This is a genomic window from Streptomyces sp. NBC_00102, from assembly GCF_026343115.1.
In the GTDB taxonomy this organism is placed as follows: domain Bacteria; phylum Actinomycetota; class Actinomycetes; order Streptomycetales; family Streptomycetaceae; genus Streptomyces.
Window position 1 is genome coordinate 101,248 of the sequence record NZ_JAPEMC010000002.1, and the last position, 15,731, is coordinate 116,978.

13 protein-coding genes are annotated in these 15,731 nt (G+C 72.5%); 5 read left to right on the plus strand and 8 right to left on the minus strand.

The features are described from left to right. The first annotated feature begins 323 nt into the window (after nucleotides 1-323). The 3 genes from OHA55_RS28025 (at nucleotide 324) to OHA55_RS28035 (ending at nucleotide 5,389) form a co-directional block, all read left to right on the plus strand. Nucleotides 324-1,325, plus strand: a complete 1,002-nt coding sequence (locus OHA55_RS28025; protein ID WP_266711518.1) for a TIGR03842 family LLM class F420-dependent oxidoreductase — start codon at nucleotides 324-326, stop codon at nucleotides 1,323-1,325. Between the two features lie 142 nt (nucleotides 1,326-1,467). Continuing rightward, a complete protein-coding gene (locus OHA55_RS28030) occupies nucleotides 1,468-3,048 on the plus strand; it encodes an NCS1 family nucleobase:cation symporter-1 (RefSeq protein WP_266711520.1) in 1,581 nt (526 codons plus the stop codon). 118 nt (nucleotides 3,049-3,166) lie between these two features. Further along, a complete protein-coding gene (locus OHA55_RS28035; protein ID WP_266711522.1) occupies nucleotides 3,167-5,389 on the plus strand; it encodes an NADP-dependent isocitrate dehydrogenase in 2,223 nt (740 codons plus the stop codon). A gap of 289 nt (nucleotides 5,390-5,678) precedes the next feature. On the opposite strand, the gene OHA55_RS28040 is transcribed toward OHA55_RS28035, so the two are convergent. Together OHA55_RS28040 and OHA55_RS28045 are read right to left on the minus strand one after the other, a co-directional pair. Beyond that, nucleotides 5,679-5,843, minus strand: coding sequence for a hypothetical protein (locus tag OHA55_RS28040; protein WP_266711524.1), 165 nt, complete (start codon nucleotides 5,841-5,843; stop codon nucleotides 5,679-5,681). After that, entirely contained in the window at nucleotides 5,840-6,487 is a 648-nt protein-coding gene (locus OHA55_RS28045; RefSeq protein ID WP_266711526.1) for a TetR/AcrR family transcriptional regulator, read from the minus strand. Before OHA55_RS28045 ends, OHA55_RS28040 begins: the two co-directional genes overlap by 4 nt. Before the next feature lie 182 nt (nucleotides 6,488-6,669). On the opposite strand from OHA55_RS28045, the gene OHA55_RS28050 reads away from it, so the two are divergent. Next, nucleotides 6,670-7,698 (plus strand): LLM class flavin-dependent oxidoreductase, encoded by a 1,029-nt coding sequence (locus tag OHA55_RS28050; RefSeq protein WP_266711528.1) that lies wholly within the window; start codon nucleotides 6,670-6,672, stop codon nucleotides 7,696-7,698. Nucleotides 7,699-7,743: 45 nt separating this feature from the next. Here OHA55_RS28050 and OHA55_RS28055 read toward each other — a convergent pair whose 3' ends face one another. Next, nucleotides 7,744-9,090 (minus strand): hypothetical protein, encoded by a 1,347-nt coding sequence (locus OHA55_RS28055; protein ID WP_266712447.1) that lies wholly within the window; start codon nucleotides 9,088-9,090, stop codon nucleotides 7,744-7,746. Between the two features lie 219 nt (nucleotides 9,091-9,309). Here OHA55_RS28055 and OHA55_RS28060 point away from each other — a divergent pair, with 219 nt between their 5' ends. Next, complete coding sequence (locus OHA55_RS28060) at nucleotides 9,310-10,560, plus strand: molybdopterin-dependent oxidoreductase (RefSeq protein WP_266711530.1); 1,251 nt, start codon at nucleotides 9,310-9,312, stop codon at nucleotides 10,558-10,560. Between the two features lie 439 nt (nucleotides 10,561-10,999). Here the strand turns inward: OHA55_RS28060 and OHA55_RS28070 are convergent, their stop codons facing one another. The 5 genes from OHA55_RS28070 to OHA55_RS28090 all read right to left on the minus strand — a co-directional run bounded on the left by OHA55_RS28070 (nucleotide 11,000) and on the right by OHA55_RS28090 (nucleotide 15,727). Next, nucleotides 11,000-11,806, minus strand: a complete 807-nt coding sequence (locus OHA55_RS28070) for a class I SAM-dependent methyltransferase (RefSeq protein ID WP_266711532.1) — start codon at nucleotides 11,804-11,806, stop codon at nucleotides 11,000-11,002. Then, nucleotides 11,803-12,486, minus strand: coding sequence for a DUF2064 domain-containing protein (locus OHA55_RS28075; protein ID WP_266711534.1), 684 nt, complete (start codon nucleotides 12,484-12,486; stop codon nucleotides 11,803-11,805). The genes OHA55_RS28070 and OHA55_RS28075 overlap by 4 nt, the downstream gene beginning before the upstream one ends. Continuing rightward, complete coding sequence (locus tag OHA55_RS28080; protein ID WP_266712449.1) at nucleotides 12,483-13,217, minus strand: glycosyltransferase family 2 protein; 735 nt, start codon at nucleotides 13,215-13,217, stop codon at nucleotides 12,483-12,485. The genes OHA55_RS28075 and OHA55_RS28080 overlap by 4 nt, the downstream gene beginning before the upstream one ends. A 151-nt stretch (nucleotides 13,218-13,368) precedes the next feature. Next, a complete protein-coding gene (locus OHA55_RS28085; protein ID WP_266711537.1) occupies nucleotides 13,369-14,469 on the minus strand; it encodes an NAD(P)-dependent oxidoreductase in 1,101 nt (366 codons plus the stop codon). A gap of 130 nt (nucleotides 14,470-14,599) precedes the next feature. Continuing rightward, nucleotides 14,600-15,727 carry a hypothetical protein gene (locus tag OHA55_RS28090; protein WP_266711539.1) on the minus strand — a complete coding sequence of 376 codons (1,128 nt, stop codon included), beginning with the start codon at nucleotides 15,725-15,727 and terminating at the stop codon, nucleotides 14,600-14,602. Nucleotides 15,728-15,731: the final 4 nt, after the last annotated feature.

A 15,731-nucleotide genomic window follows, 5' to 3' on the forward strand; every position in this document is an offset into this window, starting at 1 on the left:
AGCGGGTGGTGCGGTCCGGGCCGCACCACCCGCCTCCGCCTCCCTCCGACTGCCTCTTCCCAAGGTGCCGCGAGCGGTCCAGAATCATCGCTCCGCGACTCGCGTCCGAGGCGCCGCGGTACAGGGTCGGCATGGTCCGATATGGAAGGATTCCGCCGGAGAACGTCATGCGCGGGCAGCGTGCCCGCGGTGCCGGACGCCGGGTCGGTCCTCCCGCCCTGCCGGGCGAACTCGCCTTACGGGGGCGGATGTTCACCGGCCGGGGTGGCCACGGCCGTCCGCCCCGCGCGCCGTCTTCGCGCACTGGACCAGGGAGCAGCGACATGGATTTCGGACTCGTCCTCCAGACCGACCCGCCCGCCTCGTCCGTCGTCGGCCTGATGCGCCGCGCCGAACGCAACGGATTCCGGTACGGCTGGACCTTCGACTCGGCGGTGCTCTGGCAGGAGCCCTTCGTCATCTACAGCCGCATCCTCGAACACACCGAGCGCCTGATCGTCGGCCCGATGGTCACCAACCCGGGCACCCGCACCTGGGAGGTGACCGCCTCCACCTTCGCCACCCTCAACGACATGTACGGCAACCGGACCGTCTGCGGCATCGGCCGGGGCGACTCCGCGATGCGGGTCGCCGGCCGCAGGCCCAACACGCTGGCCCGGCTCGGCGAGGCGATCGACGTCATCCGCGACCTCGCCGAGGGGCGCGAGGCCTCCGTCGACGGGCAGCCGCTGCGCATTCCCTGGGTGAAGGACGGCAGGCTCCCGGTCTGGATGGCCGCGTACGGGCCCAAGGCGCTGGCGCTCGCCGGGCAGAAGGCCGACGGATTCATCCTCCAGCTCGCGGACCCGTTCCTCACCGAGTGGATGATCAAGGCGGTACGGAAGGCCGCGGCGGACGCGGGCCGCGACCCGGACTCCGTCACCATCTGCGTCGCCGCCCCGGCCTACGTGGGCGACGATCTCGGCCACGCGCGCGAGCAGTGCCGCTGGTTCGGCGGCATGGTCGGCAACCACGTCGCCGACCTGGTCTCCCGGTACGGCGAGCACTCCGGCCTGGTGCCCGAGGCCCTCACCGCGTACATCGCCGGCCGCTCCGGGTACGACTACAGCCACCACGGCCGCAGCGGCAACCCGGACACCGCCTTCGTGCCGGACGAGATCGTCGACCGCTTCTGCCTGCTCGGCCCCGCCGAGGCGCACATCGAGAAGCTGCGGGCCCTGCGCGACCTCGGCGTCGACCAGTTCGCCGTCTACGACATGCACGACGCCCGCGAGGCCACCATCGACGCCTACGGATCGACGGTCATCCCCGCCCTCGCCGGCTGACCCCCGCACACCTCCCGCACCTGCCCGTACCCCGCACCGCCCACCCGCACCGGCTGTACGTATGTCCCGGGCCCCGCGCCGAGCCCGGCCCGGGACCCCCGCGCCCCGCACGGCACCACCCCCGAGCGAAGGGTCCAGCCGCATGACAGCAACCACCCCGCCCACCCCATCCACCCCGCCCACCCCATCCACCCCGCCCACCCCGCCGCCCCCGGGCGAGACGCCCGGCACCACCGGAACCGACCCGTCGGCCCAGGCCGACCCCGGCCCCGGGGGCGTCCTCGGCCACCCGTCCTACGTCAACGCGGACCTGCTCCCCGTCCCCGTGGAGCGGCGCACCTGGACCACGTACAACTTCGCCGCCCTCTGGATCGGGATGGCGCACAACATCCCGTCCTGGCTGCTCGCCTCCGGACTCGTCGCCCTCGGCATGGACTGGAAGCAGGCCGTCCTCACCATCGCGCTGGCCAATGTGATCGTGCTGCTGCCGATGCTGCTGACCGGGCACGCCGGACCCAAGTACGGCATTCCGTTCCCCGTACTGGCCCGCGCCTCCTTCGGGCTGCGCGGTGCCAACCTGCCCGCCCTGATCCGGGCCGCCGTCGCCTGCGCGTGGTTCGGCATCCAGACCTGGATCGGCGGGGTGGGCGTCTTCACGCTGCTCGGCAAGATATTCGGAGGCTGGGCCGACGCCTCCCGGATCGGCGGCCAGCCGTGGACGCTCTGGCTCTGCTTCGTCCTCTTCTGGGCCCTCGAACTCGCCATCATCCACCGGGGCATGGAGACCCTGCGCCGGTTCGAGAGCTGGGCCGCGCCCTTCGTGATCGTCGGCGCGGTGGTGCTGCTGATCTGGATCGCCGTCAAAGCCGGCGGCTTCGGCCCCCTGCTGGATGAGCCCTCGGAGCTCGGCTGGGGGAGCGACTTCTGGCCCGTCTTCTTCCCGGCCCTGATGGGCATGATCGGCTTCTGGTCCACCCTCTCCCTCAACATCCCCGACTTCACCCGCTTCGGCGCCGGCCAGAGCGCGCAGGTCCGCGGGCAGACGCTCGGCCTGCCGACCACCATGACGTTCTTCGCCCTGCTCTCCGTCCTCGTCACCTCCGGCTCGCAGGCCGTGTACGGGGAGGCGATCTGGGACCCGGTCCAGCTCGTAGCCAAGACCGACAACGTCTTCGGCCTCCTCTTCGGCCTGGTGACGGTGCTCGTCGCCACCGTCTCCGTGAACATCGCGGCCAACGTCGTCTCGCCCGCGTACGACCTCGCCAACGTCGTACCGAAGCTGATCAACTTCCGCACCGGGGCGCTCGTCACCGGGGTCGTCGGCGTGCTGATGATGCCGTGGAAGCTCACCGAGACGCCCGAGCTGTACATCTACACCTGGCTCGGCCTGGTGGGCGGCCTGCTGGGGACGGTGGCGGGCATCCTCATCGCCGACTACTGGTACGTCCGCCGCACGGTGCTCGACCTCCCGGACCTGTACGAACCCGGCGGGCGCTACTGGTACCGGGGCGGATGGAACTGGCGGGCCGTCGCCGCCTTCCTCGTCGGCGGACTCCTCGCGGTCGGCGGCTCGCACTCCGCACCCGGCGCGGGCCCCTTCCCCGAGGACGGGCTCGTCCCCTTCCTGAAGCCCCTCGCCGACTACGGCTGGGCCGTCGGCCTCGCCTCCTCGCTCCTGCTGTACGCCCTGCTCAGCGGCAGGAAAACCGCCCGGGAAGCCTGACCGGACCCGCCACGGGGGACCCCGCCACCGCACGGGTACGGGGTCCCTTGTGGAGACCGGACCGGTCACGAGATATCTTGATGTCAAGCAATGTTGCAGACGTGGAGCGGAGCACCCGGTGACTGACTCGACCATCATCTATACGCACACCGACGAGGCCCCTGCGCTGGCGACGTACTCGTTCCTGCCCGTCGTCGAGGCCTACGCCTCGACCGCGGGTGTCACGGTCGAGCGCCGCGACATCTCCCTCGCGGGCCGGATCATCGCCAGCTTCCCGGAGCGCCTCACGGCCGACCAGCGTATCGATGACGCGCTCGCCGAGCTGGGCGAGCTGGCCAAGACGCCGGGCGCCAACATCATCAAGCTGCCGAACATCTCGGCCTCGATCCCGCAGCTCAAGGCCGCCGTGGCCGAGCTCCAGGCGCAGGGCTACGCCCTCCCGGACTACCCGGACGACCCGCAGACCGACGAGGACAAGGACGTCCGCGCCCGGTACGACAAGGTCAAGGGCAGCGCGGTCAACCCCGTCCTGCGCGAGGGCAACTCCGACCGCCGCGCCCCCGCGTCGGTCAAGAACTACGCCAAGGCCCACCCGCACCGCATGGGTGCCTGGACGGCCGACTCGAAGACGAACGTCGCCACCATGGGCGTCGACGACTTCCGCTCCACCGAGAAGTCCGCCGTGATCGCCGAGGACGGCTCGCTCCGGATCGAGCTCGTCGGCGACGACGGCTCCACCACCGTGCTGCGCGACTCCGTACCGGTCCTGGCCGGCGAGGTCGTCGACGCCGCCGTCATGCGCGTCGCCGCGCTGCGCGAGTTCTTCACCGCGCAGCTCGCCCGCGCCAAGTCCGAGGACGTCCTCTTCTCGGTGCACCTCAAGGCCACCATGATGAAGGTCTCCGACCCGATCATCTTCGGCCACGTGGTCCGCGCCTTCTTCCCGAACACCTTCGCCAAGTACGGCGACGTGCTCGCGGCGGCCGGCCTCACCCCGAACGACGGCCTCGGCGGCATCCTGAAGGGCCTGGACTCCCTGCCCGAGGGCGGCGCCGAGATCAAGGCATCCTTCGAGGCCGAGCTCGCCGAGGGCCCGGCCCTCGCGATGGTCGACTCCGACAAGGGCATCACCAACCTGCACGTCCCCAGCGACGTCATCGTCGACGCCTCCATGCCGGCCATGATCCGCACCTCCGGCCACATGTGGGGCCCGGACGGCAACGAGGCCGACACCCTCGCCGTGCTGCCGGACAGCAGCTACGCCGGTGTCTACCAGGTCGTCATCGACGACTGCCGCGCCAACGGCGCCTACGACCCGTCGACCATGGGCTCCGTGCCCAACGTCGGTCTGATGGCGCAGAAGGCCGAGGAGTACGGCAGCCACGACAAGACCTTCGAGATCCCGGTCACCGGCACCGTGCGCGTGGTCGACGCCAAGGGCGACGTCGTCCTGGAGCAGACCGTCGGCGCCGGCGACATCTTCCGCATGTGCCAGACCAAGGACCTGCCGATCCAGGACTGGGTCAAGCTGGCCGTCACCCGCGCCCGCGCCACCGGCGTTCCGGCCGTGTTCTGGCTGGACGAGACCCGTGCGCACGACGCCAACCTCATCGCCAAGGTGAAGACGTACCTCGCCGACCACGACACGGACGGCCTGGACATCTCGATCAAGTCGCCGGAGGAGGCCACCGCCTTCTCGCTGGAGCGCATCCGCCGCGGCGAGGACACCATCTCGGTGACCGGCAACGTCCTGCGTGACTACCTCACGGACCTCTTCCCGATCCTGGAGCTGGGCACCAGCGCCAAGATGCTCTCCGTGGTCCCGCTGATGAACGGCGGCGGCCTCTTCGAGACGGGCGCCGGCGGTTCCGCCCCCAAGCACGTGCAGCAGCTCGTCAAGGAGGACTACCTCCGCTGGGACAGCCTCGGTGAGTTCCTCGCCCTGGCCGTCAGCTTCGAGCACCTCGCGGTGACCACCGGCAACGCCCGCGCCCAGGTCCTCGCCGACACCCTGGACCGCGCCACCGGTACGTTCCTGAACGAGGACAAGTCCCCGAGCCGCAAGCTCGGCGGCATCGACAACCGCGGCAGCCACTTCTTCCTGTCCCTGTACTGGGCGCAGGAGCTGGCCGCGCAGACCGCCGACGCCCAGCTCGCCGAGGCGTTCGCGCCGCTGGCCAAGACCCTCACCGAGCAGGCGGACACCATCGTCGCCGAGCTGAACGCGGTGCAGGGCTCCCCGGTCGACATCGGCGGCTACTACCAGCCCGACCCGGAGAAGGCCGCCGCGATCATGCGCCCGTCGGCGACCTTCAACCAGGCGATCGCGACCCTCGCCTGATCAGGTTCGCCCGGGTGGGTGCCCGCTCTGCCTGAGTGCTCGCACCCACCCACGGCACCGACGCCTCCGCCCCGGCCAGGGTTCACCCGGCCGGGGCGGAGGCGTGTGCGGGACGGTGCGTGCGATCCGGTCCCGTGAGGGGTCCGGTCCCGTGAGGGGGGTCCGGTCCCGCGGCCGGTTCAGGACAGGTCGGTGATGACCACGCGGGCCGTGCTGCCGTCCTTGAGGGACTCGTACTTCTCGTCGATCTGGTCCAGCGAGATCTCGCGGGACACCAGGTCGTCCAGGCTCATCCGGCCCTGGAGCCCTCGATGAAGGTGGCGACGCTGAGGTCCGAGTGGCGCAGGCCGGAAGCCTTCACGTCGATGAGCACCTCACGGCCGATCGGGTCCGCGATGTCGACTTCCCTGACCTTGAATTCCTGGCCGAGCCCGCTGACGACTGACGCCTTCATGATGTCGGTGCTTCTTCCTCTGGATGGTGCAGGTCCGACGGATGGGTCATCCACTCCGGCAGGACGCTGAAGAGAATCCGGGCGAGCGCGTCCGGATCGCGTGGCGGGGCGGACTCCAGCCATGTCTGGAGCACGCCGATGATGCCGAACCCCACGAACCGGCTGTACGCGGCGAGCGCGAGTTCGTCCCGGGCCAGACCGGCCGGTACGAGCGAGGGCCGGGTGTCGAGCAGGGAGACGATCGACGCCGTGAAGTGGTGGCTCAGCAGGCGGGTCAGGACGGGGCTCCGCCCGTCGAGCAGGCCCGTGGTGAAGATGTCCTCGTACCGGTCGAACCAGCCGAGGAAGTCCCGCGTGATCTCCTCCCACACCCTGTCCAGCGGTACGGAACGGTCCGCCGCGATCTCGGTGAGCACCCGGCGCATGGCGTCGAGGTCACCGAAGAGCGCCTGCTCCAGGGCGTCCGCCGGGCTGCTCGCGTGGTTGTAGAAGGTCGTGCGGTTGAGTCCCGCGGCGCGTGTCACGTCCGCTACCGACACCGATTCGATGGGCCGCGCGGCGGCGAGCTCCAGCACGGAGTCGTGCAGCTTGCGCCTGCTGCGCAGGATGCGAATATCGGTCGTATCCCCCTTTGGGTGACTCATGTTCTGCAACGTATCCCCGCCATCAGCATTAATCAACACCTGTCGTTTAGTGGGGAGGCTCTCCGCGGAGGAGCCGGGTACGCGGTCCCGCAACACTGCCGCCACCTTTCGCGGGGCCCCAGCTGCAAGAATGAGCCCGTTCCGCCGTCCGGCGGGAACCGCGAACGACGACGGAGGAACTCGTGCCGCCCACCTCGAAGCCGCTGCGCAAACTCGGGTTCCTCACGATCGGCCTCTTCGACGGTTCGAACCCCCGCGCCGGCCACGAGTCGACCCTGCGCATCATCGAACTGGGCGAGCAGCTCGGCTTCGACAGCGCCTGGGTCAGGCACCGCCACCTCCAGTACGGCATCTCCTCACCGGTCGCCGTCCTCGCGGCGGCCACCCAGCGCACCAGCCGCATCCACCTCGGCACCGCCGTCGTCCCGCTCGGCTGGGAGAACCCGCTCCGCCTCGCCGAGGACCTGGCGACCGTGGACGTCCTGTCCGGGGGCCGCCTGGAGCCGGGCGTCAGCGTGGGACCTCCCGCGCACTTCGACCAGGTGAAGGACGCGCTCTACCCGGCCACCGCCGCCGACGAGGACTTCGGCCACGACCGGGCCCGCCGGCTGCTCGACTTCGTCCGCGGCGAGCGGGCCACCGCCTTCAGCGGCACCGAGGGGATCGAAGTCTTCTCCGACCGGGTGGAACCGCACTCCCCGGGGCTCGCCGACCGCATGTGGTACGGCGCCGCGAGCCACCGCTCCGCCCGGTGGGCCGGCGAGAACGGGATGAACCTGCTGACGAGCAGCGTGGTGAAGGCGGAGGACACCGCCGGATCACCGGACTTCGCCGAGCTCCAGCTCTCCCACATCCGGACCTTCCGCGAGCACCACCCCGACGGCGAACGGGCCCGCGTCTCCCAGGGTCTCGTCGTCGTCCCCACCGACTCCGCCACCCCCGCGCAGCGCGCCAAGTACGAGGAGTACGCCCGCAGTCGGGCGCCCCGGACGGCCGCCCCGCAGGGACCCGTGCGCGCGGTGTTCGCCCCCGACCTGGTCGGTACCTCGGAGCAGCTCGCCGAACAGCTCCACGCCCACGCCGCGTTCCGGGAGATTGACGAGGTCGCGTTCGCGCTGCCGTTCAGCTTCGAGCACGAGGACTACGTCCAGATCCTCCACGACATGGCCACCGTCCTCGGACCGGCCCTGGGATGGAAGCCGGCGCAGTGACGGAAGCGAGAGGCCTGCCCGCCGAGACGATCTTCTGAAAAGGTGTCACCAGCTGGTCCGCAGAAGGTGGTTGACCAGGAGTGCCAGCACCGCCTGGGCGCCGAGCCAGCCGCGCCGGTGACGGTCGGGCAGGGCGGCGGCGGCCGGCAGCAGCCAGAGCACGAAGGGCAGCCAGATGCGCTCCGTCTCCGCCTTGCTCATCCCGGAGAGGTCGGCCGCCACGACGGCCAGCGCCGCCGCCAGGGTGAGGACGGCCAGCCGCTGTGCCCCGCCGAGCGGCCGGCCCGTCCGCAGCGCCCGTACGGCACCGGGCGCGGCGACCGCCGATCTGCGCAGGCCCGCCACGGTCGCCAGTCCGGCCGAGACGGTGACCGTGGCGAGGTTGGCCCAGACCCAGTAGGCGTACGGCCGCTTGCCGCCCACCCCTTGGTGGTACCGCTCCACCAGCAGCGGATACGCCTCCCACCAGTGGAACCCCGCCAGGGTGAACAGGGCGGGCACCACCAGTGATCCGGCCGCGAACGCGGGCAACGGGCGTGCGGTGCGGGTGAGTACGAGCACGGTCGCCAGCAGCAGGACCGTCAGCGGCAGCCCGTAACTCAGGTAGCAGACCAGCCCGAACAGCAGGCCCGACCCGGCCGCCGCAGGGCCCGGCAGACGGGTCGCGCGGGTCGCCGACACCGCGAGCAGAGCCATCGACCAGCCGACGACCGCGGCGAACGCGGCGTCGGCCGAGACACCCGCCCAGATCGCCCCCGGCGCGAGGACGAGGAACGGCGCCGCCTTCCGCGCGAACTCCTCACCGACCAGTACCCGCAGGGTGACCAGCGCGGCGGCCGCGGCGGTCGCCGCGAGGGCGACGCAGCAGACCGCCGCCCACACCGCCCCGCCGAGACCGATCCGGTCCAGCAGCACGAACGGCAGAGTGGCGCCCGGCGGATGCCCGGCCACATGGGTCGGCCAGTTGCCCGGCCGGCCCATCACGATGTGGTCCTCGAAGGTACGCAGGGCGGCGCCGATGTCGTGGAACCCGGCGACGCCCGCCAGGTACTCGTGACGGCTGGTCAGCTTGAGGGCGAACCCGCTCCGCCAGCCGTCGACCATCGCGAGCGAGAAGATCCACGCCGCCGAGACCGCCCAGGACAGGACGAGCAGCCCGCGCCACCGCGTCGTCACGGCCACCCTGTGGCCGACGGCGACCGCGAGCACCGCCAGCGCGAGCGCCGCCGGTGTGCCGGGCCCGACGTGGGGGTCCCACGACGCGATCAGCGGCGGCCACCCCGCGTACAGGGTGCCGTCCCCGTTCACGGCCCAGCCGACGAGCACCGCCACCGCGACCAGCACCGCCGCGCAGGCGGCGGCGGTCAGGTCACGGCGCCCCGCGCGGTCCACCGTTCCCGGCCGGCCCGGGGCTGCTTCCGTTCCTCCGGCGCGTCCGGCGCGCTCCTCGGTCCTCACCCCGGCACGCTAAGCCGCGGGCGGACGATTCCTCGGGCCGACCGGGCCGCCGCACGCGTTACCGGGCACGCGGGCCACTCGACGGGGTGACCCCGCCCGCACGCCGGGAGCCGCGTCCCCGGACCCGCGAGGCCTCCGCCCTACCGTCGCACCATGGGTGACCTCATGCAACGCCTCTCCGCACTGCCCGGACCGACACGCCCGGACTTCTGGCGCAGCCCCCTGCGGGGCGCCCGGTTCACCGCGGTGCTCGGCCTCGTCCTCCTGGTCGGGCTGACCCTGGTGGCGGTCACCGGACTCCTCTCCTACGCCGCGTACAACCCGGATCTCGCGGCCGTCAACGACAAGACACCCGACAAGGGGCTGCTCGGCTTCTACCTGTTCTCCTGGCCGACCGGCCCGCACTGGCTCTACCGGCTCACCCAGGGAGTCCACGTCACCCTCGGCACCGTGCTGGTCCCCGTCCTCCTCGCCAAGCTCTGGTCGGTGATCCCCCGGCTCTTCGCACTCCCGCCGGTCCGCTCCGCCGGCCACGCGCTGGAACGCCTCTCCATCGTGCTGCTGGTCGGCGGCGCGCTCTTCCAGTTCGTCACCGGGCTCCTCAACATCCAGCTGGAGTACGTCTTCCCGGGCTCCTTCTACCGGCTGCACTTCTACGGAGCGTGGGTCTTCCTGGCCGGCTTCCTCAGCCACACCGCCCTCAAGCTCCCGCAGGCGGTACGTGTCCTGCGCGACGGAATCCCGGCGGGGGAGAAGGACACCCTCGCCGCACCGGCCCCCGCCCCGCCGACGCTTTCCCGGCGCGGCGCCTTCGCCATGGTGGGCGCCGGATCACTGGTCCTGTTCGCCACCACGGCCGGCCGCAGCTCCGACGTACTGCGTCCCACCGCCCTGCTCACCCCGCACGGGGTCGAGGACCCGGGCAGCGGGCCCGACGGCTTCCAGATCAACAAGACCGCCGCCTCCGTGCACATCCGCCCCGTCGACGTCGGACCCGGCTGGCGCCTGACCGTACGCGGACCGGCCGGCACCTTCCGCTTCAGCCGGGACGAACTCCTCGCGATGGACCAGCACAGCGCGGCGCTCCCCATCGCCTGCGTGGAGGGCTGGTCCACCTCCGACCAGTGGTGGCGCGGAGTACCGCTGCGGGACCTGGCGGCGATCGCCGGATTCCCGGACCGGCCCCCGGGCGTCCTCGTGGAATCCGTACAGCGCACCGGCTCCTTCCGCGAGGCGGCACTGCGCGACAACCAGGTGCGCGACGGCCGCTCGCTGCTCGCCCTGGAGGTCAACGGCGTGCCCCTGTCGGCCGACCACGGCTATCCGGCGCGGATCATCGTGCCGGCCGCGCCCGGTGTGATGAACACCAAGTGGGTCGGCGCCCTGACCTTCGGTGCCCTGTGACCGGCCGGGAGCGGGAGACGGCCGGGGGCGCCGGAGCGGACGCGGGCGGAAGCGGGAGCGGGACCACGGCGGCACGTCCGCGCACCCGCTCCCGCGCCGCCGGCCTCTTCCGGCGCGGGTACGGCGAAGGGCCGCTGCACCTGCTGCTCCTGGCCGCGACCTTCGCCCTGACCGGGTACGCCGGGGTCCGGCTCCTGCACGGACAGACCCTGCGGATCGTGCTCTGGTTCGCCGGGGCGGCGGTGGTCCACGACCTCGTCCTGCTGCCCGTCTACTCGACGGCCGACCGCGCCCTGCGCGAGGCGCTGGGGACGCGGTCGGGCCCGGTCGGTTTCCGGCGTGGTCCGGTCAACTTCGTACGCGTACCGGCATTTCTCTCCCTGCTGCTCCTGCTGGTCCAGTTCCCGCTGATCGCGCGGCTCTCCGAGCGGTACGACCGCTACACCGGGCTCTCCGTCGACGTCTTCCTCGGCAACTGGCTCCTCGTCACCGGAGTGCTCTTCGCGCTTTCGGCGCTCTGGTTCACGCTGTCCGCGTGGCGGGGGAGCCGCCAAGAGCCCCTGCGGCGCAGCGAGACGAAGGGCCGCCCGTCCGACTCCCACTGATCGGCCACCAGCCAGCCCTGCGGGGCCGCGTGGCGCAGCAGGGCCGGGGTCCCCAGCCGGGCCCACGGGAACGGCTCCGGGGGGTCCGGATTCCCGGGGCCGGGACTCCCGGGGTCGGGACTTCCGTCGTGGAGACGGACCTCGGACCGTTCGTCCAGGTCGAGCGGGTGCGTCTCCACGATGAGGAGGCCACCGGGGGCGAGCAGCGCCGCCACGCGTTCCAGCAGGACGGTCGGATCGCCGCCGATGCCGATGTTGCCGTCCGCCAGCAGCACCGTGCCCCACCGCCCCTCGCCCGGCAGCGGGTCGAACACACTGCGCCGCAGCGCCCATCCGCCGAGACCGCGGGTACGGGCCACGGCGGCCTCGCTCACGTCGATGCCGAGCGCCCGGTGCCCCCGCCGGCTGAGCGCGGCCACCAGACGGCCCGGTCCGCAGCCGATGTCGAGCACCGGGCCCTCGCAGCGGCGCAGCGCCGACAGGTCGGCGTCGTCGGCCTTCAGGCACCAGCGCTCCACGTCCAGCTCCATCAGCAGCCCGTCCGTCCGGCGGAGGAAGAGCGGTCCGCGCCCGGAGCGCAGGGCGTTCGCGTACGGGTCGGCGGCCCAGGAGAGGTTGCTCGCGGCCTGGGAGGCGCTCATCGGGCCGCTGCCCGGTCCAGGCGGCCCAGGGCCGCGGCGAACCGGCCGTGCGGCGCGAGACCGGCGACCCGTACCGCGTCCTCGGCCGTGTCCACGTCGCGCAGGCGCGGCAGCTCACCGACCGTCAGCCCGGCGGCGAGCAGCCGCGCGCGCTGCACCGCACCCGTCTCGGGTACGGACATGGGCACGCCGCGCAGCAGCGCGGGGTCCGGGGAGGCCAGCCCCAGGGCCCAGAACCCGCCGTCCTCCGCCTCGCCGAACCAGGCGTCGCACCGGTCCCACCCGTCCGGCGCCAACGCGGCCGCCAGGTGCGGGGGTTCGATCTGCGGAGTGTCCATGCCGATGAGGAGCGCCGGACCGGTGCAGCCGCCGAACGCCGCGGCGAGCCGCTCGTCCAGCCCGCCGGAGCACTGCGGCACCACCTCGATGCCCGGGGGGAGCCATGGGCCGGGCTTCCCCTCCAGGACGAGGACCCGGCGCGCGGCCGGCAGGGAGAGCACGGTGAGCAGGGTGTCCGCGAGGGAGGCGGCGGCGAGTTCCGCCGCCTCCTCGGGGCTGAACCGCGGGGTGAGCCTGGTCTTGACGCGACCGGGAACCGGTTCCTTCGCGACGACCAGCAGCGTGGTGGGGCCGGAGGGGAGCGCGGCGCCGGCTGCGGAAGCCGGTACGAACGGGGTCATCGACAGGACTCCGTCCGCACGGAGTCGCGCGCGAGCGGCGGTTCGCGCAGTACGGCCCGCATGTCGAGCACCGCGTGCCAGGTGCCCCGCCAGGTCCCGGTCACCTTGGACCTGCCGGTACGGGGGCGGTACGGGACGTCCGCCTCGGCGATCCGGAGCCCGGAGTCGGAGGCCCGCACCACCATCTGGAGCGGATATCCGCTGCGGCGGTCGGTGAGGTCGAGGGCCAGCAGGTCCGTCCGGCGTCCCGCGCGCAGCGGGCCGAGGTCCCGCAGCCGCAGCCCCGTACGCCGCCGCAGCATCACGGCGAGCGCGAGGTTGGCGAGCCGGGCGTGCAACGGCCAGGCGCCGCGCCCCTCGGGGCGGCGGCGCCCCAGCACGAGGTCGCAGTCGCCCGAGGCCACCCGTCGGACGAACGAGGGCAGCAGGCCGGGGTCGAGCGAGTCGTCGCAGTCGCAGAAGCAGACGAACTCCGCCTCGGCGGCGGCGAGTCCCGCATGGCACGCGGACCCGAAGCCGCGTCGCGGCTCGTGCACGACGGTGGCGCCCAGCGAACGCGCCACCTCCGCCGAGCCGTCGGTCGAACCGTTGTCGACGACGATCGCGCGCCAGCCTGCGGGGATGCGGGCCAGCACCCGGGGGAGGGCGGCGGCTTCGTCCAGGCAGGGCAGCACCACGTCGACGGAGAGCGGCGGGGTGTCGTGGGGGACGGTGGTCGAGGAGGGCGAAATATCGGTCACCCGGCTCACCCTATGAAGACGGATCGGGCAATTGCCCGCATATGGGCCCAGTGGCAGGGTGACGTCGATCGAGTGGCCGTCCGTGCCCGTCTTTCCGGGCCCGTAGCCCGTAGCCCGTAGCCCGTACCGCCGTGTCGCTCCGTCAGGCGTCCGCGAGGCGGGCGCCGCCCGGGGGCGGGGGTGCGGACTCCGCTCCCCGCTGCGGCGCGGCGGCGAACTCCCGCATGCCGTCGGTGAACCCCACCCGCGGCAGCCAGCCCAGCTCGGTGCGCAGCCGCCGGGAGTCCGCCGTCACATGGCGTACGTCGCCGAGCCGGAACTCCCCGGTCACCACCGGCGCCGGGCCGCCGTAGGCGGAGGCGAGCGCCGTCGCCATCTCCCCGATGGTGTGCGGCTCCCCGCTTCCGGTGTTGTACGCGGTGAGGACACCGGCTTCCCGCCGCGACAGTGCGGTCAGCGCCGCCACCGCCGCCGCGGCCACATCGGTGACGTGCACGAAGTCGCGCCGCTGCCCGCCGTCCTCGAAGACGCGGGGCGCCTCGCCGCGCGCCAGCGCGGAGCGGAACAGCGAGGCCACCCCGGCGTACGGCGTGTCGCGCGGCATCCCCGGCCCGTACACGTTGTGGTAGCGCAGCGACACCGCCCGGCCGTCCGTCGCGCGTGCCCACGCGGCGGCCAGATGCTCCTGGGCGAGCTTGCTCGCCGCGTAGACGTTCCGGGGATCCGCCGGGGCGTCCTCGGGGACCAGCCCCGGTACGAGGTCCGCCCCGCAGGACGGACAGCGGGGCTCGAAGCGGCCCGCCTCCAGATCGCGCCGGGCGCGCGGCCCCGGCCGGACGGGCCCGTGCAGCGGGCAGTCGTACCTCCCCTCGCCGTACACCACCATCGAACCGGCCAGCACCAGGTCCCGGACCCCGGCCTCCGCCATCCCGGCGAGCAGCACCGCCGTACCCAGGTCGTTGCAGCCGACGTAGAGCGGCGCGTCGGCGAAGTCCTTGCCCAGCCCGACCATCGCCGCCTGATGGCAGACCGCGTCGATCCCCGCCAGCGCCCCGGCCACGGCCGAGGGATCCCGTACGTCCCCGACGATCAACCGCTCGTACGGCCCCTCCGGAGCCGTTCCCCCGGGATGGGCCGAGGGCAGCAACGCGTCGATCACCACCGCCTCGTGCCCGGCCGTGACCAGGGCCCGTGTGATGTGCGACCCGATGAACCCTGCTCCGCCTGTGACGAGTACACGCATGGGCGTCAGGCTAAGGGCTGTACCGCGATTCCCGGTGGACCGGCGTCCGACGACGCGGCGAGGTGCCGCGTCCCCGGCCCCACGGGAGGGCAGAACACCCGGGGCGGAAGCGGCCGGTAGGGAGAGGCGGTCAACTTCCGCCGGTAAAAGGTGAGTTCATCAGGTCGAGTCGGTGGCGCACCATGCTGATGTGGTCGTTCGCCGTCAGTACCCCGAAAGCCATGACGATCGGCATCGGGGCGGCCAGGAACAGCTCCGTCTCCACGCTCGCCGCCCCGACGGCGGTGCCCCATCCGCGCCGCGCGGACCGCCACGCCTCGTACAGATGCGTGGCGAGGGCCTCGAAGAGCTCGCGGCTCTCCGGCAGCCGCTCGACCGCGGCCTCCACGACCACGTGGGCACCGCACGGCGGTCCGGGTTCCTCCGGGTCCGCGTCGTCGAAGACGTAACCCGTGTGCGGGCGCTGGGTCCCGGCGCGGCGCACCTCGCCCGTGCGGGCCACCGTCCGGGCATCCTCGATCATCTCGGCGGCGGGGGTGAGACGGACGATGAACGCGAGCCGGTGGCGGTCGCCCGGCGGGCAGAGCGGGAAGGGGACCGGCTCCGGGTGGGCGCTCCCGGTCACCAGCAGACCGTCCAGCAGAGAGCGCCGGGCATGGTCCAGGCCTTGGCGCAGGTGCGGGCCCAGGAGCAGCACACCTTTTCCGGAGACCGGGCTCTCGGGGCCGAGCGCCACGCCGATGGGCGGGTGGACTTCCCGGGCGAGACGCCGGCCTATCAGGAAACCTTCCCGCAGCCTGGCGAGCGGATAGAGGGTGACGGGTCCCCGGGCTCCACTCGACTCGTACTCGCTCACCCGGGCGTCGATGAGCTTGGCGACGAAGTCGACGCGCTGCCGCAAGGACAGCTCCGCTCCGTCCGGCGAGAGCAGCCGGGGCTCTATCACCAGCGCGGACCCGTGGTTCCTGCGCGAGGCGTCCCGCATCCGCTCGAAGCGACTGGACTGGGTCTCGGTGTGCGGAAGCAGGGAGACGACCACCCCGAGACCCCGCTCGCGGCGCAGCACCCAGCCGAGGACCACGAGAAGGGCCGCCAGTACGAAGACGGCCAGGAAGAACCAGATGGAGTCGTGGACCTTCTCCAGGACGTTGGGGACGACACCGAGCGCGACGGCGGAGAACGTCGCGATGAGGAGCGTTCCGAGGCCCTCCCGGGTCCGGAGGAAATCCCAGAGCTCGCGGTACCAACGGACGCGCATTCAG

Coding starts and splice junctions, on each gene's coding strand:
- OHA55_RS28040 (WP_266711524.1), bottom strand. CDS start 5,843: ATGAAGGCGTCAGTCGTCAGCGGGCTCGGCCAGGAATTCAAGGTCAGG.
- OHA55_RS28070 (WP_266711532.1), bottom strand. CDS start 11,806: ATGAGCGCCTCCCAGGCCGCGAGCAACCTCTCCTGGGCCGCCGACCCG.
- OHA55_RS28075 (WP_266711534.1), bottom strand. CDS start 12,486: ATGACCCCGTTCGTACCGGCTTCCGCAGCCGGCGCCGCGCTCCCCTCC.
- OHA55_RS28045 (WP_266711526.1), bottom strand. CDS start 6,487: ATGAGTCACCCAAAGGGGGATACGACCGATATTCGCATCCTGCGCAGC.
- OHA55_RS28090 (WP_266711539.1), bottom strand. CDS start 15,727: ATGCGCGTCCGTTGGTACCGCGAGCTCTGGGATTTCCTCCGGACCCGG.
- OHA55_RS28025 (WP_266711518.1), top strand. CDS start 324: ATGGATTTCGGACTCGTCCTCCAGACCGACCCGCCCGCCTCGTCCGTC.
- OHA55_RS28060 (WP_266711530.1), top strand. CDS start 9,310: ATGGGTGACCTCATGCAACGCCTCTCCGCACTGCCCGGACCGACACGC.
- OHA55_RS28085 (WP_266711537.1), bottom strand. CDS start 14,469: ATGCGTGTACTCGTCACAGGCGGAGCAGGGTTCATCGGGTCGCACATC.
- OHA55_RS28030 (WP_266711520.1), top strand. CDS start 1,468: ATGACAGCAACCACCCCGCCCACCCCATCCACCCCGCCCACCCCATCC.